Annotated in this window: 19 protein-coding genes; 13 read left to right on the top strand and 6 right to left on the bottom strand. The window is 65.5% G+C overall.

The features are described 5' to 3' along the window. Window positions 1–123: 123 nt before the first annotated feature. Entirely contained in the window at window positions 124–2,868 is a 2,745-nt protein-coding gene (glnE, locus tag AC07ZH_RS14620) for a bifunctional [glutamate--ammonia ligase]-adenylyl-L-tyrosine phosphorylase/[glutamate--ammonia-ligase] adenylyltransferase (RefSeq protein WP_495200357.1), read from the bottom strand. Window positions 2,869–2,966: 98 nt separating this feature from the next. On the opposite strand from glnE, the gene AC07ZH_RS14625 reads away from it, so the two are divergent. Together AC07ZH_RS14625 and AC07ZH_RS14630 are read left to right on the top strand one after the other, a co-directional pair. Further along, the gene (locus tag AC07ZH_RS14625; protein ID WP_495200358.1) at window positions 2,967–7,130 is read left to right on the top strand and encodes a YhdP family protein; all 4,164 of its coding nucleotides are present in this window, start codon (window positions 2,967–2,969) and stop codon (window positions 7,128–7,130) included. Beyond that, the gene (locus AC07ZH_RS14630; RefSeq protein WP_495200359.1) at window positions 7,127–7,942 is read left to right on the top strand and encodes a carbon-nitrogen hydrolase family protein; all 816 of its coding nucleotides are present in this window, start codon (window positions 7,127–7,129) and stop codon (window positions 7,940–7,942) included. Before AC07ZH_RS14625 ends, AC07ZH_RS14630 begins: the two co-directional genes overlap by 4 nt. On the opposite strand, the gene AC07ZH_RS14635 is transcribed toward AC07ZH_RS14630, so the two are convergent. Together AC07ZH_RS14635 and AC07ZH_RS14640 are read right to left on the bottom strand one after the other, a co-directional pair. Beyond that, a complete protein-coding gene (locus AC07ZH_RS14635) occupies window positions 7,939–8,586 on the bottom strand; it encodes a YiaD family glycine zipper/OmpA-like lipoprotein (RefSeq protein WP_119109832.1) in 648 nt (215 codons plus the stop codon). The genes AC07ZH_RS14630 and AC07ZH_RS14635 overlap by 4 nt on opposite strands. Window positions 8,587–8,721: 135 nt before the next feature. Next, the gene (locus AC07ZH_RS14640; protein ID WP_495200360.1) at window positions 8,722–8,901 is read right to left on the bottom strand and encodes a hypothetical protein; all 180 of its coding nucleotides are present in this window, start codon (window positions 8,899–8,901) and stop codon (window positions 8,722–8,724) included. On the opposite strand from AC07ZH_RS14640, the gene mltA reads away from it, so the two are divergent. Continuing rightward, window positions 8,900–10,054, top strand: a complete 1,155-nt coding sequence (gene mltA, locus AC07ZH_RS14645) for a murein transglycosylase A (protein ID WP_495200361.1) — start codon at window positions 8,900–8,902, stop codon at window positions 10,052–10,054. The genes AC07ZH_RS14640 and mltA overlap by 2 nt on opposite strands. Before the next feature lie 101 nt (window positions 10,055–10,155). Here mltA and AC07ZH_RS14650 read toward each other — a convergent pair whose 3' ends face one another. Next, a complete protein-coding gene (locus AC07ZH_RS14650; protein ID WP_495200396.1) occupies window positions 10,156–10,638 on the bottom strand; it encodes an Lrp/AsnC family transcriptional regulator in 483 nt (160 codons plus the stop codon). A 188-nt stretch (window positions 10,639–10,826) separates the two neighbouring features. Between AC07ZH_RS14650 and AC07ZH_RS14655 the strand changes: the two genes are divergently transcribed. The 5 genes from AC07ZH_RS14655 to AC07ZH_RS14675 all read left to right on the top strand — a co-directional run bounded on the left by AC07ZH_RS14655 (window position 10,827) and on the right by AC07ZH_RS14675 (window position 20,430). Continuing rightward, the gene (locus tag AC07ZH_RS14655) at window positions 10,827–14,390 is read left to right on the top strand and encodes an indolepyruvate ferredoxin oxidoreductase family protein (RefSeq protein WP_495200362.1); all 3,564 of its coding nucleotides are present in this window, start codon (window positions 10,827–10,829) and stop codon (window positions 14,388–14,390) included. 224 nt (window positions 14,391–14,614) lie between these two features. Beyond that, complete coding sequence (yajC, locus tag AC07ZH_RS14660) at window positions 14,615–14,947, top strand: preprotein translocase subunit YajC (protein ID WP_119109835.1); 333 nt, start codon at window positions 14,615–14,617, stop codon at window positions 14,945–14,947. A gap of 94 nt (window positions 14,948–15,041) precedes the next feature. Next, window positions 15,042–16,931: a protein translocase subunit SecD gene (secD, locus tag AC07ZH_RS14665; RefSeq protein WP_495200363.1), complete on the top strand. Its 1,890-nt coding sequence runs from the start codon at window positions 15,042–15,044 to the stop codon at window positions 16,929–16,931. A gap of 90 nt (window positions 16,932–17,021) precedes the next feature. After that, the gene (gene secF, locus AC07ZH_RS14670) at window positions 17,022–17,972 is read left to right on the top strand and encodes a protein translocase subunit SecF (RefSeq protein WP_495200364.1); all 951 of its coding nucleotides are present in this window, start codon (window positions 17,022–17,024) and stop codon (window positions 17,970–17,972) included. 103 nt (window positions 17,973–18,075) lie between these two features. Further along, window positions 18,076–20,430, top strand: a complete 2,355-nt coding sequence (locus AC07ZH_RS14675; protein WP_495200365.1) for a DUF1631 family protein — start codon at window positions 18,076–18,078, stop codon at window positions 20,428–20,430. 121 nt (window positions 20,431–20,551) lie between these two features. Here AC07ZH_RS14675 and dprA read toward each other — a convergent pair whose 3' ends face one another. Together dprA and AC07ZH_RS14685 are read right to left on the bottom strand one after the other, a co-directional pair. After that, window positions 20,552–21,697, bottom strand: coding sequence for a DNA-processing protein DprA (gene dprA / locus AC07ZH_RS14680; protein WP_495200366.1), 1,146 nt, complete (start codon window positions 21,695–21,697; stop codon window positions 20,552–20,554). A 34-nt stretch (window positions 21,698–21,731) separates the two neighbouring features. Further along, entirely contained in the window at window positions 21,732–22,958 is a 1,227-nt protein-coding gene (locus AC07ZH_RS14685; RefSeq protein WP_495200367.1) for a LysM peptidoglycan-binding domain-containing protein, read from the bottom strand. Window positions 22,959–23,139: 181 nt separating this feature from the next. Here AC07ZH_RS14685 and def point away from each other — a divergent pair, with 181 nt between their 5' ends. The 5 genes from def to AC07ZH_RS14710 all read left to right on the top strand — a co-directional run bounded on the left by def (window position 23,140) and on the right by AC07ZH_RS14710 (window position 26,284). Beyond that, the gene (gene def / locus AC07ZH_RS14690) at window positions 23,140–23,649 is read left to right on the top strand and encodes a peptide deformylase (protein ID WP_495200368.1); all 510 of its coding nucleotides are present in this window, start codon (window positions 23,140–23,142) and stop codon (window positions 23,647–23,649) included. After that, complete coding sequence (locus tag AC07ZH_RS14695; protein WP_495200369.1) at window positions 23,646–24,143, top strand: hypothetical protein; 498 nt, start codon at window positions 23,646–23,648, stop codon at window positions 24,141–24,143. Before def ends, AC07ZH_RS14695 begins: the two co-directional genes overlap by 4 nt. Before the next feature lie 67 nt (window positions 24,144–24,210). Then, window positions 24,211–25,197: a methionyl-tRNA formyltransferase gene (gene fmt / locus AC07ZH_RS14700; RefSeq protein ID WP_495200370.1), complete on the top strand. Its 987-nt coding sequence runs from the start codon at window positions 24,211–24,213 to the stop codon at window positions 25,195–25,197. Further along, window positions 25,194–25,952 (top strand): AzlC family ABC transporter permease, encoded by a 759-nt coding sequence (locus tag AC07ZH_RS14705; protein ID WP_199665467.1) that lies wholly within the window; start codon window positions 25,194–25,196, stop codon window positions 25,950–25,952. Before fmt ends, AC07ZH_RS14705 begins: the two co-directional genes overlap by 4 nt. Then, window positions 25,949–26,284, top strand: a complete 336-nt coding sequence (locus tag AC07ZH_RS14710) for an AzlD domain-containing protein (protein WP_119109844.1) — start codon at window positions 25,949–25,951, stop codon at window positions 26,282–26,284. Before AC07ZH_RS14705 ends, AC07ZH_RS14710 begins: the two co-directional genes overlap by 4 nt. The last annotated feature ends 5 nt before the right edge of the window (window positions 26,285–26,289 follow it).

A 26,289-nucleotide genomic window follows, 5' to 3' on the forward strand; every position in this document is an offset into this window, starting at 1 on the left:
GCTGGGGGCCGAACAGGTGCAGGCGCCAGCCCAAGGGGCTAGGTTTTTAGCAAAATTGGCCGCTAGCGCTTATCCATAAAGCGCTTACAGCTATTATTTTTGTAGTTATTTGGGTGCGGCCCGTCATGCCGAGAATACCGCAGCCCACAGCGCCAGGACGGCCTCGCGCTCGGCTTGCACGGTCTCTGGCGGCACGCGGGTGGGCTCTTCGTTCAAGCGTGCGCGGTGCTGTATCTGGCGCAGGCGCCGGTAGGCGGCACCGGCCGCTGCCCCCACGCCTGCTGGCAGCAGGCCGGCGTCTTCCGCGATCTGCAGCAAAGCGATATTGCCTTTGTTCTCCACCAGAGCGTGGTGTGTGCGTGATTGCGACAGCACCAGAAACTGCATCGCGAACTCCGCGTCCACCATGCCGCCCTGGCTGTGCTTCACATCAAAGCTGCCCGCCGGCACCGGGTGGGCGGCGCGCACGCGTTCGCGCATGGTGGTGATTTCCTGCGCCAGCGCGACGGGGTCGCGTTCGGCGGTGACCACGGCGGTGCGCACCGCGTCAAAGCGGCGTTCCAGCTCGGGGCTGCCAAGCACGAAGCGCGCCCGCGTCATGGCCTGGTGCTCCCAGGTCCAGGCGGTGTTGCTGCCGCGCCGTTCCTGGTAGTTGGCAAAGGCTTCGAAGCTCGTGACGAGCAGGCCTGAGTTGCCGTTGGGGCGCAGGGCGGTGTCGATTTCGAACAAATCGCCCTCGCCGGTCTTCACGGTGAGCCAGTTGATGAGCTTGCGCACGAAGGCCGCGTAGATCTCGGGGGCGTTCTCGTCGTCATCGTCAAAAACGAACACGATGTCCAGGTCGCTGCCGTAGCCCAGCTCTTTGCCGCCGAGCTTGCCGTAGCCAATGATGCCGAACTGCGGCACTTCGCGGTGGCGGCCGCGCAGCCGCTCCCAGCACCAGCGCGCGGTCAGGCGCAGCACGCTGTCGGCCAGGGCGCTCAGGTCGTCGGCCACCTGCTCGACGGTGATGCGGCCTTCCAGGTCGCGCGCCAGGGTGCGGAAGGTTTCCGCGTGGTGGGCGCGGCGCAGCAGGTCGAGCAAGGCTTCGTCGTCGTCTTCCTGGGTCGATTGCAGCGAGTGGCGGCGCAGCTCCAAATCGCGTTCAAAGTCGGCGGGCACGAAGCGCTCGGCCAGCATCTCGGTGCCGGCCAGCTCGTCGATCACCCCGGGGTGCTGCTGCAGGTAGCGTGCCGGCCAACGGGCGGCGCCCAGCAGGTGCAGCAACTGCTCGTGCACCGCCGGGCGTTCCAGCAACAGCGCCAGGTAGCTCTCGCGGCGCAACAGCGTTTCAAGCCAGTCGACGAGGCGAACGGCGGCTTCCTCGCTGACGCGGCCCTCGGTGACCCACTGGGCGGTGCGCTGCACCAGGCGCAGCAGGCGCACGCGGGCCTCGTGGCGCAGAGCGGTCACGCGCGGGTTGCTGCGCCATTCCGCGACGCGCTCTTGGAGCTGCCCGGGGAGCGCCTCGATCAGGCCTTCCAGGTCGGGGGCGCTGGCCATGGCCTCGCCGGCTGCGTTGCGCGGCGTGCAGCGCTTGCCGTTGCAACCGCGCTCCTCGCCGCCGAGCAGCTTGTCGAACTCCTCTGCCACGAGTTCGCGGTGCGCGTCCAGTTCGTGCAGGAAAGCGCAGCAGTTGGCACTTCCCAAGGTGTCGGCAATCCAGGCCAGGTCGTCGTCGCGCGTCGGCAGGATGTGCGTTTGCAGGTCGTCCAGGTACTGGATGCGGTGCTCTACCCGGCGCAGGAAGACATAGGCACGCGCCAGTGCCTCGGCCGTCTCTGGCGGCATCAGCCCGGCCTGGGCGATACGCGGCAGCGCATCCAGCGTGGGGCGCCGGCGCAGTTCGGGAAACTGGCCGCCGCGCACCACCTGCAGCAACTGCACGGTAAATTCAATCTCGCGTATGCCGCCGCGCGAGAGCTTGACGTCGTTGGCCCGCTCCGGGTGGCCGGCGCTGCGCCGCGCCGCGTGCTCGCGAATCTGGCGGTGCAGGGCGCGCAGTGCATCGAACACGCTGTAGTCCAGGTAGCGGCGGAACACGAAGGGCAGCACCACGCCGCGCAGCGCCTGCACGCCCTCGCCGGTGATGCTCGCGCGCGGCGCCACCACGCGGCTCTTGAGCCAGGCAAAGCGCTCCCATTCGCGCCCCTGCACCTGCAGGTACTCCTCCAGTGCCGCGAGCGATACGGCAGCCGGGCCCGAATTGCCGTTGGGCCGCAGGGCCAGGTCGACACGGAACACGCAGCCGTGCTCGGTGACTTCGCCCACCAGGGCGTAGATCATCTTCACCGCGTGGGCGAAGTATTCGTGGTGCGAGATGCGGCCGCGCCCCTCGGCGGTGCCCGCGGTCTCGCCGTCGCAGGCGTAGACATAGATCAGGTCGATGTCGCTCGACACATTGAGCTCGCGCGCTCCGAGCTTGCCCATGCCGATCACCCACAGATCGACAAAGGCACCGCCTTCCCCTTGCGGGGCGCCGTGGCGGCTGTCGAGCTCGGCGCGGGCGTGTCGGCAGGCTTCGTCCAGGGCCAGCTCGGCGAGATCGGTCATGGCGTGCGTGACGTCGGCCAGATTCGCCTGTCCGGCGCAGTCGAGCCGCATGGTGCGTTCGAGCACGATCTGGCGCAGGATGCGCAGCGCCACCGGCAGCGCGTGGCCCTGGGCGCGCAGCGCTGCCAGGGCGGTTTCCATGGCCTCCCGCACCGGCATACCCGCTGGCAGCAGCGCCATTTCAGCCGCATAGCGGCGGTGCAAGCGCTGGAAAAACCGGGAATGGGCGGCCGGTTCGGTCGTGGCGGCGGCGCGGGCGGGCAGTTCTATGGGCATGGCCTGTGCGGCACCTCTGGTGCTGCGGATGGGTCTCGGGTTCTAGAACCCCTGGGCGCCCTCAGCGGGTCATAATTCTTGTCAGCTCCCGCCAAAACATGACAGAACCTGTTGCCCACCCCACACGCCTCCTGAAACTGGTGGCGCTGTTCGCGCGGTGGTCACTGGGTCTGCTGCTGGCGTTCAGTTTGCTGCTGGCGGTCGCCTGGGGCGTACTTCACGGCTGGATTGTGCCGCGTATCGGGCAATACCGTGCGTTCATCGAGGCGCGCGCCGAGCAGGCCCTGGGCGTGCCCGTGCGGCTGGGCTCGATCAGCGCGCGGACCGAGGGCGTCATTCCCACGTTGGAACTGGGTGATCTGGCCTTGCTCGATGCCCAGGGCCGCGAGGCGCTGCACCTCAAGCAGGTCGTGGTCGCCCTCTCTCCCCGCTCGCTGCTGAGCCTGGAGTTCGAACAGCTTTTCATTCAAGGCCCAGACCTGGACGTGCGGCGCACGCCGGATGGGCATATCTGGGTGGCGGGCTTGGACCTCAGCGCAGCAGGCGAGGGCAGCGGGGCGGCGGACTGGCTTTTTTCCCAGCCCGAGGTGGTGGTGCGCGGCGGGCGGGTGCGCTGGACCGACGAACTGCGCGGTGCGCCGCCGCTCTCGCTGGACAACGTGGAGGTGTTGCTGCGCAATGGCAATTGGCGCCACGCCGCACGGATCGATGCCACGCCGCCGGCTGGCTTTGGCGAGCGTTTCACGCTGATGGCGCGCATGCGCGAGCCGCTGCTGTCGGTGCACAGCGGGCGCTGGCAACAGTGGAGCGGGCAGGTGTATGCCTCTTTTCCGCAAGTGGACGTGTCGCAGCTTGGGCGCCATGTGGATTTGGGTCAGGTCGCGCTCACGCAGGGTGCCGGGGCCCTGCGCGCCTGGCTGGACGTGGAGCATGGCCAGGCCAGGGGCGGCGCAGCGGATGTCGCCATTGCACAGCTCGATTTGCGCCTCGCCCCGGAGCTCGAGCCCTTGGTCCTGCACGGCGTTCAGGGCCGCGTGGGCGGCCAGCGCGATGCAGCAGGCTTTCAAATCTTCACGCAAGGCCTGCGCTTTGCCAGCGAGGACGGGAACTGGCCTGGCGGCAACCTGCGTCTGTCTTACCAGCAGGCGCAGCGTGGGGCCGTGGCACGCGGGCAGTTCGACGCCGACCAGCTCGATCTTGCGGCGCTCGCGCGCATTGCCGAGCGGCTGCCGTTTTCCAAGGAGGTGCATGCCCAGCTCCACCGCTACGCACCCAGCGGCCTGGTGGAACGCATTGCCGCGCGCTGGCAGGGGGCGCTTGAAGCGCCGCAGAGCTACGAGGCGCGCGGGCGCGTCAGCGCGCTGGCCCTGGCCGCTACGCCCGCGGCAGGCGAGGCGCTGGCGCCGGGCGAGCAGGCCCCGCCGGGGGTGCGCGGACTGGACGTGGATTTCGACCTGACGCAGCTAGGCGGCAAGGCGGCGCTGCAAATGACTGGCGGCGCCCTGGTGCTGCCGAACGTGTTCGAGGACGCCACGCTCCCGCTGGACGAACTGCATGCCGATGTGACCTGGAAGCTGGCCGGTGAGCGTATCTCGGTCGAAGTGCCACGGGCGCAGTTTGCCAATGCCGACGCCGCCGGCGAAGCGCGTGCCAGCTGGCACACCAGCGACCCGGCCAAGTCGCCTTCCAAGGCACGCTTTCCTGGCGTGCTCGACCTGCGTGGGCAGTTGACCCGCGCCGACGGTACGCGCGTGCACCGCTACCTGCCGCTATCGGTCCCTGCCGAGGCACGCCACTATGTGCGCGACGCCGTGCAGACCGGACGCGCCAGCAGCGTCACGTTCCGGGTGCGGGGGGATCTGCACGACATGCCCTTCACCGACCCGCACCAGGGGGATTTCCGCATTGCGGCGCGTGTCAACGGCGTGACCTATGCCTATGTGCCGCCGCAGTTGCAAGCGGCAGGCGAGGCCCCCTGGCCGGCGCTGGTGAAACTCTCGGGCGAGTTGATTTTCGAGCGCGCAGGCATGCAGGTGAAGGGCGCGGTCGGAAGCTTTGCTGGTCTGCCAGGTGTCGAGGCACGCAATGTCGAGGCCAGCATTCCCGACTTCTCGCACAGCGTGGTCAGCGTGGCGGCGGACGCGCGCGGCCCCCTGGCGCAATTGTTGGGCTTTGTCGCGGCATCGCCCCTGGCACACATGACAGGCGGTGCGCTGGCGCAGGCCAGTGGCACGGGCAGCGGTCAGTTGCACCTGCGCCTGCATCTGCCGATCAGTGAACTGCAAGCATCCAAAGTGCAGGGCAACCTGCAGCTGGCCGGGAACGACGTGCGCATCACGCCCGATACGCCGCTGCTGGCACGCGCGCGCGGCAGCGTCCAGTTCACGGAAAGCGGCTTCTCGCTCTCGGGCGTGCAGGCGCAGGCGCTGGGCGGCGAGGTGCGTATCGAGGGCGGCATGCGGGGGGCGCCGGAGGGCGCCGGTGTGCAATTGCGTGCCCAGGGAACGGCCAGCGCCCTGGGTCTGCAACAGGCCAGCGAACTGGGCCTGCTTTCGGCGCTGGCGCGCCACGCCACGGGGACGGCCCCGTATACGCTGGCGCTCACCGTGCGCCGTGGGGTGCCGGAAGTGCTGCTGACCACGGGCCTGCAGGGGATGGCGCTTGACTTGCCCGCGCCGCTCGCCAAATCGGCCGACAGCAGCTTGTCCGTGCGCTTTGAGAACCAGTTGACCGCGGCCTCGCTGGCCCTCCCTGCAGAGGCGACTGCTCTGCAGGACAGGCTGAGCGTGGAAGTAGGCTCGCTGGCCGCGCTGACCTATCTGCGCCAGTTGGGCAACGCTGCACCCGAGGTGCTGCGCGGCAGCATTGCGTTGGGGGTGCCGGATGTCCAACTGCGCACTCTGCCGGAGAAAGGCGTCGAGGCGAACCTGCGCTTTGGTGACCTGGACCTGGACGCCTGGCAGGCCGCGCTGGCGGCTCCGGGGGATGGCACGAAGGCCGTTGGCGCCCCCAGCGCGACTTCCGCCGTTCCAGGCGCATTGCAGCGCTACCTGCCCGACATTTTCGCTCTGCAGGCGGGCAGCCTGCGCCTGGACGGCCGCACCTTGCACAGTCTGGTGGTGGGCGGCTCGCACGAGGGGGCGGTGTGGCGCGCCAACCTCGACGCGCAGGAACTGGCCGGCTACCTCGAATACCGCCAGGCGGCGAGCGGCAACCAGGGCGCGGGCGGGCTTTTTGCGCGGCTTTCGCGCCTTTCCGTGCCGGAGAGCGCGGCCACGCAGATCGACGCCCTGCTCGACGAGCAGCCCGCCAGCCTGCCGGCGCTCGACATCGTCGCCGAGGCCTTCGAGCTGCGCGGGCGCAAGCTCGGGCGCCTTGAAATCGATGCCCGCAACCGCGGCGGCGAAGATGCGCAGCGCGAATGGCGGCTGGCCAAGTTCAACCTCTCCAACCCCGATGCGGTGTTCACCGCCAGCGGCAACTGGACGCAGGTACAGGCCGCAGGCGTGCACACGGGTCCGCAGCCAGGAAAGGCCGATGCCGCCGCGCCGCAGCGGCGCACCGTGCTCGGCTTCGCGCTGGATATCCGCGACGCCGGCGCACTGCTGGGGCGCTTTGGCATGCAGGACGTGGTGCGGCGTGGGCGCGGGCGCATGGAGGGGCAGATCGCCTGGCTGGGCGCCCCCATCAGCCCCGATTACCGATCCATGACGGGGCAGGTCCATCTTGACGTCGGTACGGGGCAGTTCCTCAAGGCCGAGCCAGGTCTGGCCAAGCTGCTGGGCGTGCTCAGCCTGCAATCGCTTCCGCGCCGTTTCGCGCTCGACTTTCGGGACATCTTCAGCCAGGGGTTTGCCTTTGATTTCGTGCGCGGCGACGTGCGCATCGCACGCGGTGTCGCCACGACCAACAACCTGCAGATGAAGGGCGTCAACGCCGCAGTGCTCATGGAAGGCAGCGCCGACATCGAGCACGAGACGCAGGACCTGCACGTGGTGGTCGTGCCGGAAATCAATGCGCTGACCGCCTCGCTCGTGGCCACCGCCATCAACCCTGTGGTGGGCCTGGGCAGCTTTCTTGCGCAGGTGTTTCTGCGCGGACCCTTGATCGCGGCCGCTACACAGGAGTTTTCCGTGCACGGAACCTGGAGCGACCCGGAAGTAACGAAACTCCCCAGGCGGCTTCTGCAGGCGCCGCCGGAGCCTGCGCCCGCACCCACTCCGTCTGCGGCTGCTGCCGAAGCGTTGGAGGAAAAACCATGAAAATCGCTGCCCTACAAATGGTGTCTGGGCCGCGCGTGCCGGACAACCTCGCCACTGCCCGCGCTCTGCTGGAGCGCGCTGCCGCGGGCGGCGCCGAACTGGCGGTGCTGCCCGAGTATTTTTCGGCCATGGGGCTGCGCGAGCGCGACAAGCTTGGCCATGCAGAGCAGCCGGGCGACGGCCCCGTACAAGCGTTTCTGGCGCGTGCCGCGCAGGAACTTGGCCTGTGGATTGTCGGCGGCACGCTGCCGCTCGCCTGCAGCGACCCAGAGCGCGTGCGCAACAGTTCGCTGGCGTTTTCGCCCCAAGGCGAGTGCGTGGCGCGCTACGACAAGGTGCACTTGTTCCGGCTGGCGCACGGCGACGAACACATCGACGAGAGCCGAACCATAGAGCCGGGTGGCGCGCCAGTGCAGCTGCATCTCACCGACCGCAGTGGCCGGGATTGGTGCGTCGGCCTGTCCATCTGCTACGACCTGCGCTTTCCTGAGTTCTACCGGTTGCACGCGCAAGCAGGTGCTGACCTGCTCGTGGTGCCGGCTGCGTTCACGTGGACCACTGGCAGCGCCCATTGGGAGGTGCTGCTGCGTGCCCGCGCGATTGAAAACCAGGCCTTTGTATTGGCCGCGGCGCAAGGCGGCCGGCACGAGAATGGCCGCCGCACCTGGGGCCAGAGCCTGGTGGCCGACCCCTGGGGCAAGGTGCTGGAGGCACTGCCGGATGGGGCCGGCATGGTCCTGGCGGACGCCGACCCGGCGCGGCTGGACGAGGTGCGGCGCCAGTTGCCGGCGCTTTCGCACCGGGTTTTTTAGCCTCTGCCGGGCTCGCCAACGTAAATTTCGACGCGGCGGTTCTGTGCCCGGCCTTGTGCCGTATCGTTGCTGGCCACCGGCTGGTGCGAGCCATGGCCTTCGATACGGATGCGCGCCGGGTCCACACCGCGCGCGGCCAGGTAGCTGCGCGTGCTGGCGGCGCGGTCCACCGACAGCGGGTCGTTCACGGCGTCGCTGCCGGTGCTGTCGGTGTGGCCGACGATGCGCACCTCGGTGTGTGGGTTGTCGCGCAGGCCCTGGGCGAACTGGTCCAGCAGCGGGCGGAAGGCACCGCGAATGTTGCTGCTGTTCGTATCGAAGGAAATATCGCTCGGAATCTCCAGGCGCAGCTGGTTGTCGGCCGTCTGCGTCACGCCGACGCCAGTGCCGCGGGTCGCCTGCTCCATGCTGCGGCGCTGGTTTTCCATGTTGCGTGACCAGATATAGGTGCCCAGCGCTCCTACGCCCGCGCCCAGCACGGCGCCGGTGCCTGCGCTGCCGCCGGTGGCTGAGCCAATGACTGCGCCGGCGAGCGCGCCGACGCCTGCGCCGGTGGCCGTGCGGCGCTGGGTGTCGTCCATATTGGCGCAGCCGGTGATGAGGAGCGCGGTGGCGGCGGCGGCGAGGATTCGGGAATGGTGCATGTCGGAACTCCTTGGCAAATACAGGAAAAGGCCCACCCCCGCGTGGGCAGCAGGCTGGCTTTTCATTGTTTTCCAAGGCGCCTGGCGCCGCAGCGGCGTCAGCGGCCGTGTCGCTGTAGGACGCGGGCGACGGTGTCAGGCGGCGGGCGGTGGGGGTTCCGAGGGCGGCGGCGCCTTGGCGGTTGCTTTCTCGCCGCTGTCTTCCTTGTGCTGCCGCGGCGGTTCGCCGCGCGGCCGCCCCGAAAACATCGTCCACCAGACAATGAGCAGCAGCGCCACCATGGCGCCGAACGCCTCAAGCAAAATAACTCCCATGAATGTCACACTCCTGCGCCGTGCGCTCCTGGCCCTGATTGTAGGAAGCCTGGCGGCTTGCGCCAGTCGGCCCGCGCCAGAGCCCACGCCCGCCGGGCCACCGATCGCCGAAGTGGCGCCCCTTCCCGGAGAGCCGGCCGCCTTGCCGGCGCCGCTTGCCCAGCCGCGCAGCCACTGGGTGCCGGTGCATTGGGGCGCGCTGCCCGGCTTCTCGGACGATGCCCTGTACGAAGCCTGGAACGCCTGGATCAAAAGCTGCGAGCGCCCCGCGCCGGTATTCGCCCCGCTGTGCAGCGAGGTGCGCCAGCTCAGTATTGCCAGCCCCGAAGAGCAGCGTGCCTGGATGGTCGCGCGCCTGCAGCCCTACCGGGTCGAAGCGCCGGGTGGTGGGGGCGAGGGCCTGCTGACCGGGTATTTCGAGCCCGAATACGACGCCGCCCGTGTGCCCGGCAATGGCTTCTCGGTGCCGCTGTATGCGCCGCCGGCAGACTTGGGGCGTCGCCGTCCCTGGTATTCGCGCCAGGAAGTCGACACCCTTCCCCAGGCCCAGGCGGCGCTGGCCGGCCGCGCCATCGCCTGGCTGCGCGATCCGATCGAGGCCATGGTGCTGCACATTCAGGGCTCAGGCCGGCTCAATCTGTTGGAGCCCGACGGCACCCGCCATCTGGTGCGCGTCGCCTACGCCGGGACCAACGATCTGCCGTACCGCAGCATCGGCCGCTGGCTGCTCGACCAGGGCCTGGTGCGCGACGCCACCTGGCCGGGCATCCGCGCCTGGATGGCGCAGAACCCACAGCGGGTGAACGAGCTGCTCTGGGCCAACCCGCGCTACGTGTTCTTCCGTGAAGAGCCCATGGACGCGCTCGACGCCGCCTTCGGCCCACGCGGCGCCCAGGGCGTGCCGCTGACGCCGGGGCGCTCGATTGCGGTGGACAAGGCGAGCATCCCCTACGGCACACCGGTATGGCTGGCCTCGCCCGGGCCGCTCGTGCCGCTCTCGCGCCTGGTGCTGGCGCAAGATACGGGCAGTGCCATCGTCGGCGCGGTGCGGGCCGACTTCTTCTTGGGCTGGGGCGCGCAGGCAGGGAATACGGCGGGTCGCCTCAAGCAGCCGCTGCGCCTGTGGGCGCTGTGGCCGAGGCAGAGAAATTAAGAGTCAAATTGGCCTCCAGCGCTTTGTGCATAAGCGCTGGCAGCTATCAATACAGTAGTTTTTGTTGATGTGGCGTGCTGCGGATTCCGATTTTTGCCGGACTACCGCCCGCCGCCCAGGTGCGACAGCGGCAGGGCGCCACCCGCCTTCACCTCGCCCAGCGAAAAGCTGGTGTGCATGTCTTTCACGTTGGGCAGGTGCAGCAGCACGTCGCGCGCGAATTGCGAAAAGCTGTCCAGATCGCGTGCCACCACCTGCAGCTCGAAAGTGCCGGTGCCGCTGATGTAGTGGCAGGACACCACTTCGGGAATCTGGCGGATGGCCTCTTCCATGGCGCGTGTGACGCCGCCGGTGTTGCGGTCGGCGTCCAGCCGCACAAAGGCCAGCACGCCCAGGCCAATCTTGCGCCGGTCGATTTCGGCCCGGTAGCCCAGGATGAAGCCGGCCTGCTCCAGCGCGCGCACCCGCCGCCAGCAGGGCGCGGCGGAGAGCCCCACGCGCTGCGCCAGTTCCGCATTCGTCAGGCGCGCGTCCTGCTGCAGCTCGCCCAGGATGGCGACATCGAATTTGTCCAAAGTTTCCACAAAGCGCCATGCAAGAGAAAGAACCTTGCTGAACATAGCGCATTTGCAGCATCAAACGCAAACACTTATCGCCAGCACCCCCCTACACTTGTTGCCACAATGGGTGCGTGGCTTTATCTGGCTGTGCCCGCTGCGAACCTTCTCGCGCCACCAGCAGCGAACCCACGAAATCACTGGAGACCAACCCCATGAATGCGCCCCTGCCCGAGCACATCCGCAAAGCCCTCGAAACGGTCAGTCTGGAAGACAAATACACCCTCGGCCACGGCCGCGCCATGATGAGCGGCGTGCAGGCCCTGGTGCGCCTGCCCATGCTGCAGCGCCAGCGCGATGCGGCCGTGGGGTTGAACACCGCCGGCTTCATCAGCGGCTACCGCGGCAGTCCGCTGGGCACTTACGACCAGGCGCTGTGGGCGGCCAAAAAGCATTTGGCCGAAAACCATATCGTCTTCCAGCCAGGGGTGAACGAAGAACTTGGCGCCACGGCGGTGTGGGGCACGCAGCAGCTCGATCTGTACCCGCAGAGCAAAAAATACGACGGCGTCTTCGGCATCTGGTACGGCAAAGGCCCGGGCGTGGACCGCTGTTCCGACGTGTTCAAGCACGCCAACATGGCTGGCACGGCCCGGCACGGCGGCGTGATCGCCATTGCCGGCGACGACCACATCAGCAAGAGCAGCACGGCGCCGCACCAGAGCGACCATATCTTCAAGGCCTGCGGCACGCCGGTGTTTTTCCCGAGCAATGTGCAGGACATCCTGGACATGGGACTGCACGCCTTTGCCATGAGCCGCTTTTCCGGCGTGTGGTCCGGCATGAAGACGATTCAGGAGGTGGTGGAGTCGTCCAGCAGCGTCTCGGTGGACCCGGACCGCGTGAAGATCGTGCTGCCCGAAGACTTCGTGATGCCGCCCGGCGGCCTGCACATCCGCTGGCCCGACGCGCCGCTGGAGCAGGAAGCGCGCCTGATGGACTACAAGTGGTACGCGGCGCTGGCCTATGTGCGTGCCAACAAGCTCAACTACAACGTCATCGAAGGCCCGCATGACCGCTTCGGCATCATCGCCAGTGGCAAGGCCTACAACGACACGCGCCAGGCGCTGGTCGACCTGGGTCTTCATGATGACACCTGCCGCCAGCTCGGCATCCGCGTGCACAAGGTCAACGTGGTCTGGCCGCTGGAGGCCACCATCACGCGCGACTTCGCCAAGGGGCTGCAAGAAATCCTGGTGATCGAGGAAAAGCGCCAGGTCATCGAGTACCAGATCAAGGAAGAGCTCTACAACTGGCGCCCCGACGTGCGCCCCACGGTACTGGGCAAATTCGACGAGGCCGAGGGCGAGAACGGGCAGGGCGGTGAATGGTCCATGCCCAACCCCAGCCAGAACTGGCTGCTGCGCGCCAAGGCCGACCTGACGCCGGCGATCATCGCCAAGGCGATTGCCAAGCGCCTCAAAAAACTCGGCGTACCCGAAGATGTGGTGGCCCGCATGGACAGCCGCCTGGCCATCGTGGAAGCACGCGAGCGCGCGCTGGCCGCACCCAAAGCCGACACCGGCGACCGCGCCCCGTGGTTCTGCAGCGGCTGTCCGCACAACACCAGCACCCGCGTGCCCGAGGGCTCGCGCGCCGTGGCCGGCATCGGCTGCCACTACATGACGGTGTGGATGGACCGCTCCACCAGCACCTTCACGCAGATGGGCGGCGAGGGCGTCACCTGGGTGGGCCAGGCGCCGTTCACCAAGGACGCGCATGTGTTTGCCAACCTGGGCGACGGCACGTACTTTCACAGCGGGCTGCTGGCGATCCGCCAATCCATTGCCGCCGGCGTGAACGTCACCTACAAGATTCTCTACAACGACGCGGTTGCCATGACGGGCGGCCAGCAGATTGGCGAGCGGCCCGAGGGCCACTCGGTGCTGCAGATCATGAACAGCGTGAAGTCCGAAGGCGCGGTCAAGATCGTTATCGTCACCGACGAGCCCCAGAAGTACGACGGCGCGCCGCTGGCGGCCGGCGTCACGGTGCACCACCGCGATGAATTGGACCGTATCCAGCGCGAGCTGCGCGAAATCAAGGGCTGCACGGTGCTGATCTACGACCAGACCTGCGCCACCGAAAAGCGCCGGCGCAGGAAGCGCGGCAAGCTCGCCACGCCCGCCAAGACGGTGTTCATCAACGAGCTGGTGTGCGAGGGCTGCGGCGACTGCTCGGTCCAATCCAACTGCCTGTCGGTGGAACCGGTCGAAACCGAGTTTGGCCGTAAGCGCAGGATCAACCAGAGCACCTGCAACAAGGACTACTCCTGCGTCAACGGCTTTTGCCCGAGTTTTGTCACCATCGAGGGCGGTTCGCTCAAGAAGCCGAAGAAGCAGGCCAAAGCCGATGCGGCCGCACTGCCCCCGGTGCCCGAGCCGGTGCTACCGAATGCGGAGCAGCCCTGGGGCATCGTGGTGGGCGGCGTCGGCGGCACGGGCGTCATCACCATCGGCTCGCTGCTGGGCATGGCGGCGCACCTCGACGGCAAGGGCGTGGTCACGCAGGATGCCGGTGGCCTGGCGCAAAAGGGCGGCGCCACCTGGAGCCATGTGCAGATCGCCAACCGGCAGGACAGCATCCACACCACCAAGGTCGATATCGCCAAGGCCGATCTGGTCATTGGTTGCGACGCCATCGTGGCGGCGAACCCGGCCAGCCTGGCCGTGATGCAGCCGGATCGGACCTTTGTTGCGCTCAATACGCACAGCACGCCCACGGCCGCCTTCGTCACCAACCCGCAGTGGCAGTTTCCGGGTGTGGCGTGCGAGAGCGCTATCGCGGCGGCAGTCGGCAGCGAGCTGGTGGGCACCTTCGACGCCGAGCGCGTCGCCACGCAGATGCTGGGCGACAGCATCTACACCAACCCGCTGATGCTGGGCTACGCCTGGCAGAAGGGCCGGGTGCCGCTCTCGCACGCGGCGCTGATGCGCGCCATGGAGCTCAACGGTGTGCAGGTGGCCAACAACCAGTCCGCTTTCGAGTGGGGCCGGCGCTGTGCGCACGACCTGGCGGCGGTGCAGGCGCTGTTGGCTCCGGCGCAGGTGATTGAATTCGTCAAGAAACCCACGCTGGCGAGCGTGGTGGCGCGGCGCGTGGAGTTCCTCACGGCCTACCAGAACGCAGCCTATGCGGGCGACTACCAGGCCTTCGTCGCCAAGGTTCAAGCAGCAGAGGAAAAGCTGGGCGGCACGCGCCTTGCGGAAGCCGTGGCGCGCTATTTGTTCAAGCTCATGGCCTACAAAGACGAGTACGAAGTCGCGCGCCTGCATACCGACCGCAGCTTCACCGACAAAATCGCCGGTATGTTCGAGGGCGACTACAAGGTGGTGCACCACCTGGCACCGCCTTTGCTGGCCAAACGCAATGACAAGGGCGAACTCGTCAAGCAAAGCTATGGCCCGTGGATGCGCAAGGCCTTTGGCGTGCTGGCCCGGTTCAAGGGCCTGCGCGGCAGCGTGCTCGACCCGTTTGGCTACAGCCAGGAGCGCCAGACCGAGCGCGCGCTGATTGGCGAGTACCGTGCCTGCATCGATGAGCTGCTGGCCAAGCTCAGCGGCGAGAATCTGGCGCTGGCCGTGGAAATCGCCAGTATTCCGGAGGACATTCGCGGCTACGGCCACGTGAAAGACCGCCATCTGAGCGCCGCGCGTGCCAAGTGGAGCGCGCTGATGGCGCGCTGGCGCACGCCAGGGGCCGAACAGAAGCTCGCGTGAGACAATCCTATATTGATAGCTAATAGCGCATGCTGCATAAGCGCTAGAGGCTGTTTTCTATTAAAAATAATCCGTAGAGGCTCACTCAAAGCGGGCCGTAAACCGCACGCTGCCCCCGCCCAAAGCGGGCCGCATACAATGGCGCGCTTGCGGTTTAGCCGCCTTTCTTGCGCCCGCAGCTTCAGTGCAGCGTGTCTGCCATCCGTTTTCCTTGGAGTTTTCCTGTGTTCATTTCTTCTGCCTTTGCCCAGACCGCGCCGGCCGCCGCCGCCGGTGGCGACATGATGTCCACGCTCACCGGCATGCTGCCGCTGGTGCTGATGTTCATCGTGCTGTACTTCGTGATGATCCGCCCCCAGATGAAGCGCCAGAAGGAGCACCGCGCCATGGTGGAAGCCGTCGCCAAGGGCGACGAAGTGGTGATCGGCGGCGGTATGCTGGGCCGCATCACGCGCCTGTCCGAGCAGTACCTGCATGTGGAGATTGCCAGCGGCGTCGAGGTGCAAGTTCAGCGCGCTTCACTGGTGCAAGTGCTGCCCAAGGGAACGCTGAAGTAATTTTGGTCTCTCACTGGCGCGCACAGCCAGTGCGAGCGGCGCGACGCAGCTGCGTCGCGCCTTTTCTTTTGTTTCCGCGTAGGGACGCCCGAACATGAACCGTTTTCCGATCTGGAAATACGCCATCCTGGTGGTGGCCCTGCTGGTAGGCGTGATCTACACCCTGCCGAACTTTTTTGGTGAAGCCCCTGCGGTGCAGGTGTCGTCTGCCAAGTCAACCATCAAGGTCGATGCGGCGGTCGAAGAGCGGGTGCGCGAAGCGATCAAGGCAGCCGGTGTCACCACCGACCTGCTGCAGCTCGAAGGCGCGTCGGTGCGGGCGCGCTTCGATACACCGGACAACCAGCTCAAGGCCAAGGACGCCATTGAGAAAGCCCTGGTTCCCGATCCGCAGGACCCGGCGTACATCGTCGCGCTGAACCTGGTGTCGCGCTCGCCCGCCTGGCTCTCGGCGATCCATGCTGCGCCCATGTACCTGGGCCTGGACCTTCGCGGCGGCGTGCACTTCATGCTGCAAGTGGACATGCAGGCTGCGCTGACCAAGAAGGCCGAGTCCTATGCAGGCGATCTGCGCTCCTCCATGCGGGACAAGAACATCCGCCACGGCGGCATCTCGCGCGAAGGCCAGAACATTGAGATTCACCTGCGCGACGAAGCCACGCTGACGGCGGCGCGCAACCTCATTGCCGACCAGTTCCCGGATTTGCAGACCTCGGTCAGCCAGGATGCCGATGGTGGACAGCTGCTGCGCGCCAGCATCAAGCCCGAGGCGACGCGCCGCGTGCAGGAGCAGGCACTCAAGCAGAACATCACCACGCTGCACAACCGCATCAACGAGCTGGGCGTGGCCGAGCCGGTGATCCAGCAGCAGGGTCTTGACCGCATCGTCGTGCAACTGCCCGGCGTGCAGGACACTGCCAAGGCCAAGGAGATTCTGGGCCGCACGGCCACGCTGGAAGTGCGCATGGTGGACGAAGGCACCGAGGCGCGTGCCGCCGAAATCGGCCGCGGTGCGGTGCCGTTTGGCGATGAGAAATACCTGGACCGCAACGCCCAGGCGGTGATCGTCAAAAAGCAAGTGGTGCTGACCGGCGAAAATCTGACCGATGCTCAGCCGGGGTTTGACGGCCAGACGCAGGAGCCCACCGTCAACCTGACGCTGGACGCCAAGGGCTCGCGCATCTTCAAGGACATCACGCGCGAGAACGTCGGCAAGCGCATGGCCATCGTGCTGTTTGAAAAGGGCAAGGGCGAGGTCGTGACGGCGCCCGTCATCCGCTCGGAAATCGGCGGCGGCCGGGTGCAGATATCGGGGCGCATGACCACCATGGAAGCCAACGACACAGCGCTGCTGCTGCGTGCCGGTTCGCTGGCCGCGCCCATGGAAATCATTGAAGAATTCACCATTGGCCCGAGCCTGGGCGCTGACAACATTGCACGCGGTATCCACAGCGTGGTCTGGGGCATGCTGGCCATCGTGGTGTTCATGTGCTTTTATTACATGCTGTTCGGCGTGTTCTCCAGCATTGCGCTCTCGGTCAACATCCTCATGCTGCTGGCCGTGCTGTCCATGTTGCAGGCGACGCTCACGCTGCCCGGCATTGCCGCCATGGCGCTGGCGCTGGGCGTGGCGATTGATTCGAACGTGCTGATCAACGAGCGCATCCGCGAAGAATTGCGCGAAGGTGCGTCACCGCAGATGGCGATCCACACCGGCTACGAGCGCGCCTGGGCCACCATCCTCGACTCCAACGTGACGACGCTGATTGCCGGCTTGGCGCTGCTCGCCTTCGGCTCCGGCCCGGTGCGCGGCTTTGCCGTGGTGCACGTGCTCGGGATTCTGACCAGCATGTTCTCTGCGGTGTTTTTCTCGCGCGGCCTGGTGAACCTGTGGTACGGCGGCAAGAAGCGGCTCAAAAGCCTGTCGATCGGTCAGATCTGGAAGCCAGAGGCGAGCGGAACTTCCGTTGCTTCAGTGAAATAAGGGAACTGTCATGGAATTTTTAGTTCCAGCGTCACATGCGCTCAGCGCATATGAGCCTTCTCTGAAAACTCCAATTAAGGAATAGAAATCATGGAGTTTTTCCGCATCAAGAAAGACATCCCTTTCATGAAGCACGCGTTGATTTTCAACGCGATCTCCTTCATCACTTTTGCTCTGGCGGTGTTCTTCCTGTTCTCGCGCGGCCTGCACCTGTCGGTGGAGTTCACCGGCGGCACGGTCATGGAGGTGGCCTACAGCCAGCCTGCCGATCTGGCGACGGTGCGCAAGGCCGTGTCCGATCTGGGCTATCAGGACGTCCAGGTGCAGAACTTTGGCACCGCGCGCGACGTGATGATTCGCCTGCCGGTGCAAAAAGGCGTGACCTCTGCGCAGCAAAGTGAGCGCGTGATCACGGCCCTCAAAGCCACCGATCCGCAGGTGACGCTGCGCCGCAACGAGTTTGTCGGCCCTCAGGTGGGCGACGAACTGGTCAAAGGCGGCTTGATGGCGCTGGGCATGGTGGTGCTGGGCATCGTCATCTACCTGGCGTTTCGTTTCGAATGGAAATTTGGCGTGGCGGGCATCATCGCCAACCTGCACGACGTCGTCATCATTCTTGGTTTTTTTGCCTTCTTCCAGTGGGAGTTCTCGCTCTCGGTGCTGGCGGCGGTGCTGGCCGTGCTGGGCTATTCGGTGAACGAGTCGGTGGTGATATTTGACCGGATCCGTGAGGCCTTCCGGCGTTTTCGCAAGATGAATACGCACGAGGTGATCGACCACGCAATCACCAGCACCATGAGCCGCACCATCATCACCCACGCTTCGACCGAAGCGATGGTGCTCTCGATGTTCTTCTTTGGTGGTCCGAGCCTGCACTACTTTGCCCTGGCGCTCACCATCGGCATCCTGTTTGGCATCTATTCCTCTGTTTTCGTGGCGGCCGCCATCGCCATGTGGCTCGGCGTCAAGCGCGAGGATCTCATTAAGTCGACGCGCAGCGAAACCGACCCCAACGACCCGAACGCCGGCGCAGTGGTCTGAAAACATCATGGCCCGCCGGTGGGCTGTTGCCTTAGAGACTTTTGGGGTGGGTGCCGGGCCCGCATACCAACGCGGCGCCGGACTTCCGTACTAATATCCGGCTATGCAGACGCCACGGGCTCCGGCCGCTTCTTCTCGCAGACTCGCGCGCATGGCGCGAGAGCGCTGGGGCGATATTCTCGCCGGTGGCGCTCCGGGGTTGGACAAGGCAGCGGCAGATTTTTTTGCTGCATTAATGGACCAGGTGGGTACCCAGCGCGAGCGCCAGGCGCGGCGCGATGCCTGGCAGGGTTACCAGGACAAGCGCAAGGATTGGCTGCTGGAATTGGGGCTGGTATTGCGTGCCCCGCAGGATGCGCCCCTCGCAGCGGCGCCCCCTGCGCCGCGCTCAGCCTTCACCGTCGACGCCAGCCTGGAACTGGTGGGCGACGATGTGGTGGAAAACAAGATCATTGCCTCGCGCATCGCGCTTACGGTGATGGAAGAGGTGGCGACCGAATTCGACGCCTTGCGCCTGCGCATGCGCTCGCTTGAGCAAACCGAACTGGCTCCTACGGACATGCTGCGTCCTGAGGCCGTCAGCCTGAAACTGGTGGAAGCCTGGCTCAAGGTTGGATTGTCGCGCGACGACCTCCAAATGGCGGTCGAGCCGCTGCAAAGGGCCATGGCTGCACTCCTGCAGTCGGGTTATCAGGCCTGCAACAAGCTCCTGGCCGACCAGGGCGTGCAGGCGCAACAGGAAATGCGGGTGCGTATTGCTGCGCGCCCAAGCGGTTCAGGCACTTCGAGCTATGGCGACTCTGGCAGTTCGGGCGGAGGCTTGGCCTCGCATGCGCTGCAGCAATCGCGCCAATCGTTGCAGTCGAGCCGCTCCGGTAGGCCACACTCCGGCCCCTCAGCGTATCCCCATTCCGGCGGCTACTCTGGCGCGCCCATGGGTGGGTTTGATGCCGCGGCCACGCCGCTGCTGCGTGCCAGGCAAAGGGCGCAGGGCGTCATGGTGCAGTTGCGGCGCCTGTTGGCGCCAGCCATGGGCGGGGTCGACTTGTCCCAGGCGCCGCCGGCCTCTGTCGCGCTGGCGCACGCGCTGGCGGCCCACCGCGTGCAGGCTGACGTCTACTACAGCACCATGGGCGCCGTCGTGGAGGACTACAGCCCTGCAGCGGTCGTTCAATTGGCTGGCGCGGTACGTGAGCGCTCGGCAGAATTCAAGAAAAAGGCCGAAACCGATAGCGAAAAAGCCATCATCGAAGTGGTGGCGCTGATGTTCCAAAGCATTCTGTCCGAAGACCGTATTCCGTCTGCAATCCGCGTCTGGTTCGCGCGCCTGCAGGTGCCGGTGCTGCGGGTTGCTCTGGCCGAGCCCGAATTTTTCAGCAATACCGATCACCCGGCGCGCAAGCTGATTGACCGCATGGGCGCGGTGGCGCTTGGCTTTGATTCGGCGTCGATCACCGGCAGTGCGCTGGAGGCCGAGGTCCGGCGTGTCGTGCAGGTGATCGAGCAGTATCCCGAAACCGGTCGCCGTGTGTTCCAGCTCGTGCACGATGAGTTTGAGAAGTTTCTGGCCAAACACCTCACTGAAAAACAGCGAACCAACCAACTCGTTAGTGTGGCGCAGCAGGTGGAGCAGCGGGAAACCCTGGCCATCAAATACACCATTGAGCTGCGCACCATGCTCAGCGACATGCCGGTGCGTGACGAGGTACGCGAGTTTCTGTTCAAGACCTGGGCGGAAGTCCTGGCGTTGTCCGCTGTGCGCCATGGCGCACAGCACGCCGAAACCGCGTCGTTCAAGCGCACTGCAGCAGACCTGGTCTGGGCCTCTAGCGCCAAGCCCAATCGCGGCGAGCGCGCGCAGGTCATTGCGGCGCTGCCGGATATCCTCCATCGATTGCGCGAAGGGCTTGCGCTGGTGGGCGTGGCCGGAGAAGCGCAAGATGCGCAAATCAAAGTGCTGACCGACACCCTGGCCGAAGCTTTTCTGTCCAAGACCGCCGCCATTCCGCTCGAGCTCATTGAAGCGATGGCGCGGCGACTGGCCAATGTTGAAGAGTTTCTTGGCGACGCTGTGCTGGGAGAACTGCCGCTCGATGCCGAGCACATTGAGTTGATGACGGGTATAGACGCCAGTGCCATTCACGTGATTGCCGACAATGGTGCTCCCGTGGACGAAGCGATGGTGGCCTGGGCCCAGGAACTGGAGCCAGGCGACTGGTTCACCCTCGACCACAGTGGGGCCAGCGCCCAGGTGCAATATGCTTGGCACAGCCGGCACAAGCAGTTGCATTTGTTCGTATCGACCGACAGCATCAGCTACCTGATCCAGCTGCACCGGCTGGGCGCATACCTGCAGTCAGGTTTGCTGGTGGCTCGGGATGAAGAAGGTTTGACTGTGCGCGCCACACGCGATGCACTGGCCAAACTGGATGCAAACCCGGAACGTTTGCTGGAGTAATTCCGGTTCTAAATCAAGCCATTGCTTTGTCGGCTTCACTTCGCCGAAGCCTGCACTGCCTGCATTTCGCCTTCGTGCAGTCGACTGATTGAGAAACGGAATATTTCGGGTCTTGCGGGCGTCAGGCCCGTACCAGCCTCTGGAAAAGGCCCCCAGGCAGGCGCGTGAGTTCCCCCGCCAGTTCGAGTTCCAGCAGTTGCACCTGAAGGCTTGCCGTGTCCATTCCGGTACGTGCCTGCAGAGCATCAAGGCCGACCGGATCAAAACCCAGGGCTTCCACCAAAGCGCCTTCAGCCAGCTCTGGCACTGGTGCGGTTGAACCAGATGCTGCGCCTTTGCTGAGGGGGAATTCCTCCAGCACGTCGGCCACGGTTTCCACGAGTTTGGCGCCCTCTTTGATGAGGGCATGGCAACCCCGTGATTGCACGGCGTGGATGGAGCCCGGAATCGCAAATACTTCGCGGCCCTGTTCCACGGCCATACGGGCCGTGATGAGCGAGCCCGAAGCGGGCGCAGCCTCCACCACCAGGACGCCGTGCGAGAGCCCGGAAATGATGCGGTTGCGGCGCGGAAAATTGGCCGCCACTGGGGGTGTTCCCAAAGGGTATTCGCTGATCAGCAAGCCATGGGCTGCAATGCGCCGCGCAAGCTCCAGGTGGCGCGAAGGGTAGACGCGGTCGAGCCCCGTGCCGACAACAGCTACTGTGGCAGGGTTGTCCGATTCAACACCTGCCTCCAATGCCCCCTCGTGCGCCGCTGCATCGATGCCCAAAGCCAAGCCGGAGACAATGCTCAAGCCCCCTTGCCGCAAAGCGTGCGCAAATTGCTGTGTCGTCTCGCGGCCTTGGGGGGTCGGGTTGCGGCTGCCAACGATGGCCAGGCTGGTTTCGCGCTGCATGCAGGAGGCCTGTGCGTGCAGGAAGCGCTCCGCACCCATCAGGTACAGCATCAAAGGCGGGTCTTCAATTTCCAGCAGGGCCGATGGGTACAAAGGATGGCCCAGCGGCGCAAGGGCACGCCACACACTGGATTCCCCCGATGCAGACAGCCAATTCCAGGTGGCATCCAGCAGAGCCGAGTGCCGTTCGGACACCTGGAGCAGCGCTGCCGCCTTTGCCGGCGTGACGCACTGCAGCCAAGCTGCCTGGCTTTGCGAGAAGATCGCTTGGGGGCTGCCAAAGGCCGCCAACAGGCGGCGTGCTGCTGCGTTGCCTAGGCCATGTGAGTGGCCAAGGCGCAACCAGGCGGCGAGCTCATCGCGAGGCATGGCCGCCGGCGGCATAGGCAGCGCCGCCATTGCCTCAACGTGGATTGATCAGGAGGTCACCTACGCGCACGGTGTTGTGCACATCAAGAATGAGTGCATAGGACACGCGGTCAAACGTACGGAACACCATGGCCATGCCATTTTTTTCGTGTGGCAGTCTGATCATGGTCTTGGCTTCGTCTGTGGTGTCCTTCATGCGCTGGCCGGCAGTCAGTAGTTGCAGCACGTGGCCACTTTCAATGCCATCCTGCCGACCGACGTTGATGGCCACGACCTGGTTTTGAGCCGCATTGACCAAGGACGATGCACCGTAAATGGAAACCACGCGCGCGTTGACTTCTTGTCCCGGTGCGTGGGGCACGTAGCTCATGAAGCCGCGCGTCGCCGCAGGCAGTAGGCGGTCGCCCGCGCGCACTTCTTCGCGAGTGCTGAGGATATCCACCGTTGCCGGAACATAGTCGGACGTGGCACCACCTTTGCCATTCGGAGTGTCTTCGATGGATTCACCACGAACCAGTTCAGCTTTGCCCACGAATTGGGCTTCATAGCCCAGAATTTCACCTGTTCCAGGGTCCTTCAGTGCCACAGCATTGCGGTAAATGCCGAAGTAGCGGGGTTCGCCGGGTGCAATCTCGAGTGGTTTGACCATGTCACCGCGGGCATAGGCACGGTCGCCAGCAGCCATCAGCACGCGATCGTCCACCGTGGCGACGATGCGCGGCGCTTGTTCCAGCGTATTGGCCTCCACGACCTGAGGCTCGACGAGGAAGGGCTCTATCAGGTTGGGCTGCAAGGTGGGCAAGGCGCTGTCGGCGAGGCTCTCGGTGCGCGTACGGGGCGAAACGCGTACTTCCTCGGGTTGGCCAGGAAGGCCCGAACGTAGGCGCGCAAACCCGCCGGTCTTGTCCAGATACAGCGTCTGGCCGGGGAAAATCAGGTGGGGGTTGGCAATGCTCTGCAGATTCATACCCCAGAGTTCGGGCCAGCGCCAAGGCTTGCGCAGGTACATGCCGGAGATCGCCCAAAGGGTGTCGCCACGCTTGACCATGTAGACATCGGGAGCATTGGGCGCCAGGTCGGCAACTGGCACACCCTGCTTGGCAACCTGCTGAGCCGTTGCGCGCTGGACGGGTGTAACGGGATAATTCTGTGCCCACGCAGCAGGCGGCGCGCCAAGCGCAGCCACAAGCAGCGCCACAGCGCCACCGGCGGTGCGAAGAATGCCCTGGCGTGCGGCGTGCTTAGTCGTGTTTCCTTGCATGGTTCCCTGCCCCCTCGCTGGTGCCGTCGCCTCCCCAGAACGTTGGAAAAGCGCAGCCAAAGACGTTACAAATCAACTGAGATTCTCTGCTCAAGCCCTTGATTGGGCAATGATTATTGGACCAGCAGGCTGCGTGCGAAGGAAAAAGTGGCGAAAATAGCGACATCCTTCCCTATTGACCATGGCGATTCTTCCTATTCTCTGTTATCCCGATCCGCGCCTTCACACCATAGCCAAACAGGTGGAGGCCGTGGACGAACGCATACGCCAACTGACCCAGGATATGCTGGATACCATGTACGAAGCGCACGGCATCGGCTTGGCGGCTACCCAGATCAATGTGCATGAGCGGATTGTCGTTATTGACGTGTCAGAAGAGCGCAACCGCCCGCTGATTCTCATCAACCCCGAGATTCTGTGGGCCAGCGACGAAAGGCTGGTGGGAGACGAGGGGTGTCTCTCGGTGCCCGGCATTTACGATGGTGTGGAGCGTTCTGTGCGGGTGCACGTGCGCGCGCTGGATGCGCAAGGCAAAGAAGCGACAATCGAAGCAGAAGAATTGCTGGCCGTGTGCATTCAGCACGAAATGGACCATTTGCTCGGCAAGGTATTTGTGGAATATTTATCTCCTCTGAAACGCAATCGCATTCGCTCGAAAATGCTCAAGCGCCAACGCGAAGATCTCTTATGAGCGCACTTCGCACGTTGCGAACCTGGGGCGCTGCTTGTGGGCTGGCCGCCCTGCTCGCCGCCTGCGCTTCGGTCGGCACGCCGGCGCCCGGCGCCACGCGCGAACAGGTGTACAGCCGCTGGGGAGAGCCGCGTGCGAGCTACGCACTGCCTGACGGCCAGCGTCTGTTCTACCGCCGCAAACCGGGCGAGCTCGAGCGGCTCGATTTTGATGCCGCCGGGCGCCTGACTGCCATGGAGCAGGTTTTCACCGCCGCGCGCTTTCGCGCTCTGGCGCAGGGACATTGGGACGCCGCCGAGGTGCAGCGCAGCTTCGGTCCGCCGGAGCGCCGCATGGCTGCAGGCGAGAATCAGAAAGAGAGCAGTTCCGTCTGGGTCTATTCCTGGCTGGACTTCGGCACGTGGCGGCTCGCTCGGGTCCGCATGAACGGTGCGGGTGCCGTACAAGGCGTGGAATTTACAGACGACCCTCTGGCTGACGATCGCTACCGCTAACGGCGCGTCCAGCCCTTCTGCGTCGGCGCGCTCTGCAGGCGCGCTTGCTGCTTTCCATCTGTTGCCCATGAATGTGATTTTCGCTGGTACACCGGAATTTGCCCGCCAGGCGCTGGACGCTATTTTGGCGGCCGGTTTTTCCGTCCCTCTGGTGCTGACGCAGCCTGACCGGCCTGCGGGGCGCGGCCTCAAGCTTGCGCCTTCGCCCGTCAAGCAACTGGCGCAGACGCGGGGCGTGGCGGTGGCGCAGCCGCGGGGGCTGCGTCTCGATGGGCGCTTTGCTGAAGATGCGGCGCAGGCGCGCGCGGCCATCGAGGCCAGTCAGCCCGACGTGCTGGTGGTAGCGGCCTATGGCTTGATACTGCCGCAGTGGGTGCTTGATGCGCCCCGCCATGGCTGTATCAATATCCATGCCAGCCTGCTGCCGCGCTGGCGCGGCGCGGCGCCCATTCACCGCGCCATCGAGGCCGGCGACCCGGAGACTGGCATCACGCTGATGCAGATGGATGCGGGGCTCGATACCGGCGACATGCTCGCGTGTCGGCGTGTCGCGATTGCGCCGGACGACACCACGGCAAGCCTGCACGACCGCCTGGCTGCGCTGGGCGCGCAGATGGTCGTCGAGGCGCTGGCACAGCTGGCGCACGGGCCGCTGGCACGCACGCCGCAACCGTCAGAGGGCGTGAGCTATGCGCACAAGATCAGCAAGGCCGAGGCGCGGATTGACTGGAGCCAGCCGGCCGTCGTGATTGCGCGGCGTGTGCGTGCCCTGCTTCCCGCACCGGGCGCCTTCACGCAGATCGGGGACGATGCTATCAAAGTGTTAGATTGTGAAATTGATAGCAATAATATCAATCAGGACAAGCGCTACGGCCATATTTTGTCTGTAACTGACGCTGGTGTGACGGTCGCTTGTGGCGAAGGCTCCTTGCGCTTGACGCGCCTGCAGCGCGCGGGCGGGCGGGCGCTGGCAGCGCGGGATTTTGTGCGCGGCCATGCGCTGCAGCCGGGCATGCAGTTCACCAGTGCGGAACCGAATGGGGCCGCGCCTTGAGCTTGTCGCGGCTGGCGGCACAGCTGCGCCAACCGGCGTTTCGCGATGGCGTGGTGGATTTGATTGGGCCGGCCGTGGGCGTTGGTGCCTGGGGACTTGTGACGGGCGTGGCCATGGTCAAGAGCGGCATGAGCGTGTGGCTGGCGCTGCTGATGTCGCTCGTTGTCTATGCCGGAAGCGCCCAGCTCTCGGTCATCCCTTTGCTGGCGGTCGGTGCGCCTTTGTGGGTCGTGTGGCTCACGGCGACTTGCGTCAACCTGCGTTTCGTGATCTTCAGCACCTTGTGGCGCGGCTACTTTCAGGCGCAGCCCTTGGTTCAACGCCTGGCCATTGGTTACTTCAGCGGCGATGTGATCTTCGTCGCCTTCATGAAGCGCTTTCCACGCGTGGAGCCGGCGCCTGAGCAACTGCCGTATTTCTGGGGCGCTGCCTCGCTCAACTGGCTGGCCTGGCAAATTCCGTCGGTGGCAGGCATCTTGCTGGCAAATGCGATACCGCTCTCGTGGGGGCTCGGCTTTGCGGGTGTGTTGGCCATCCTGGGCGTGCTGCTCTCACTGCTGGTAGACCGTGCAACCGGGGTGGCGACCGCCGTGGCCGCCGCTGCTGCCGTGGCTGCCTGGGCACTACCGCTCAAGCTCAATATCTTGGTCGCGGTCGTTGCTGCCGTGGCGGCCGGTCTCGCCATGGAGTCGGGCGAACGCCATGCACGCCAGAATGCCTTGCGCCGCCGTGCTGCCGGGGAGCAGAAGCGATGAGCGCCGAAAATTTGTATGGACTCGCCGCCATCGCCGGCTTGGCCCTCGTCACCCTCATCGCGCGCACGTTCTTCATGCTGCCCGAGCGCGAGCTTCCCATGCCCGACTGGCTCAAGCGCGGTCTCAAGTACGCTCCGCTGGCGGCACTCACCGCGGTGATTGCCCCCGAGGTATTGATGACGCAGGGCGCGCTGGTCAACACCCTGCAGGATGCCCGCCTGCCGGCAGTGCTGTGCGCCTGTGCGTACTACTTCTGGCGCCGCGGCATCCTTGGCACCATCGTGGCCGGCATGGCGGTGTATTTGCCGCTGCACATCGGCTGGGGCTGGTAGCGCCG

It is taken from the genome of Simplicispira sp. GW247-4R2A (assembly GCF_059424465.1).

What these genes read in the sequence shown, in the direction of transcription:
- glnE (WP_495200357.1), bottom strand. Translation starts at nt 2,868, where the DNA reads ATGCCCATAGAACTGCCCGCCCGCGCCGCCGCCACGACCGAACCGGCC.
- AC07ZH_RS14625 (WP_495200358.1), top strand. Translation starts at nt 2,967, where the DNA reads ATGACAGAACCTGTTGCCCACCCCACACGCCTCCTGAAACTGGTGGCG.
- AC07ZH_RS14630 (WP_495200359.1), top strand. Translation starts at nt 7,127, where the DNA reads ATGAAAATCGCTGCCCTACAAATGGTGTCTGGGCCGCGCGTGCCGGAC.
- AC07ZH_RS14635 (WP_119109832.1), bottom strand. Translation starts at nt 8,586, where the DNA reads ATGCACCATTCCCGAATCCTCGCCGCCGCCGCCACCGCGCTCCTCATC.
- mltA (WP_495200361.1), top strand. Translation starts at nt 8,900, where the DNA reads ATGAATGTCACACTCCTGCGCCGTGCGCTCCTGGCCCTGATTGTAGGA.
- AC07ZH_RS14640 (WP_495200360.1), bottom strand. Translation starts at nt 8,901, where the DNA reads ATGGGAGTTATTTTGCTTGAGGCGTTCGGCGCCATGGTGGCGCTGCTG.
- AC07ZH_RS14655 (WP_495200362.1), top strand. Translation starts at nt 10,827, where the DNA reads ATGAATGCGCCCCTGCCCGAGCACATCCGCAAAGCCCTCGAAACGGTC.
- secD (WP_495200363.1), top strand. Translation starts at nt 15,042, where the DNA reads ATGAACCGTTTTCCGATCTGGAAATACGCCATCCTGGTGGTGGCCCTG.
- secF (WP_495200364.1), top strand. Translation starts at nt 17,022, where the DNA reads ATGGAGTTTTTCCGCATCAAGAAAGACATCCCTTTCATGAAGCACGCG.
- AC07ZH_RS14675 (WP_495200365.1), top strand. Translation starts at nt 18,076, where the DNA reads ATGCAGACGCCACGGGCTCCGGCCGCTTCTTCTCGCAGACTCGCGCGC.
- dprA (WP_495200366.1), bottom strand. Translation starts at nt 21,697, where the DNA reads ATGCCTCGCGATGAGCTCGCCGCCTGGTTGCGCCTTGGCCACTCACAT.
- AC07ZH_RS14685 (WP_495200367.1), bottom strand. Translation starts at nt 22,958, where the DNA reads ATGCAAGGAAACACGACTAAGCACGCCGCACGCCAGGGCATTCTTCGC.
- def (WP_495200368.1), top strand. Translation starts at nt 23,140, where the DNA reads ATGGCGATTCTTCCTATTCTCTGTTATCCCGATCCGCGCCTTCACACC.
- AC07ZH_RS14695 (WP_495200369.1), top strand. Translation starts at nt 23,646, where the DNA reads ATGAGCGCACTTCGCACGTTGCGAACCTGGGGCGCTGCTTGTGGGCTG.
- fmt (WP_495200370.1), top strand. Translation starts at nt 24,211, where the DNA reads ATGAATGTGATTTTCGCTGGTACACCGGAATTTGCCCGCCAGGCGCTG.
- AC07ZH_RS14710 (WP_119109844.1), top strand. Translation starts at nt 25,949, where the DNA reads ATGAGCGCCGAAAATTTGTATGGACTCGCCGCCATCGCCGGCTTGGCC.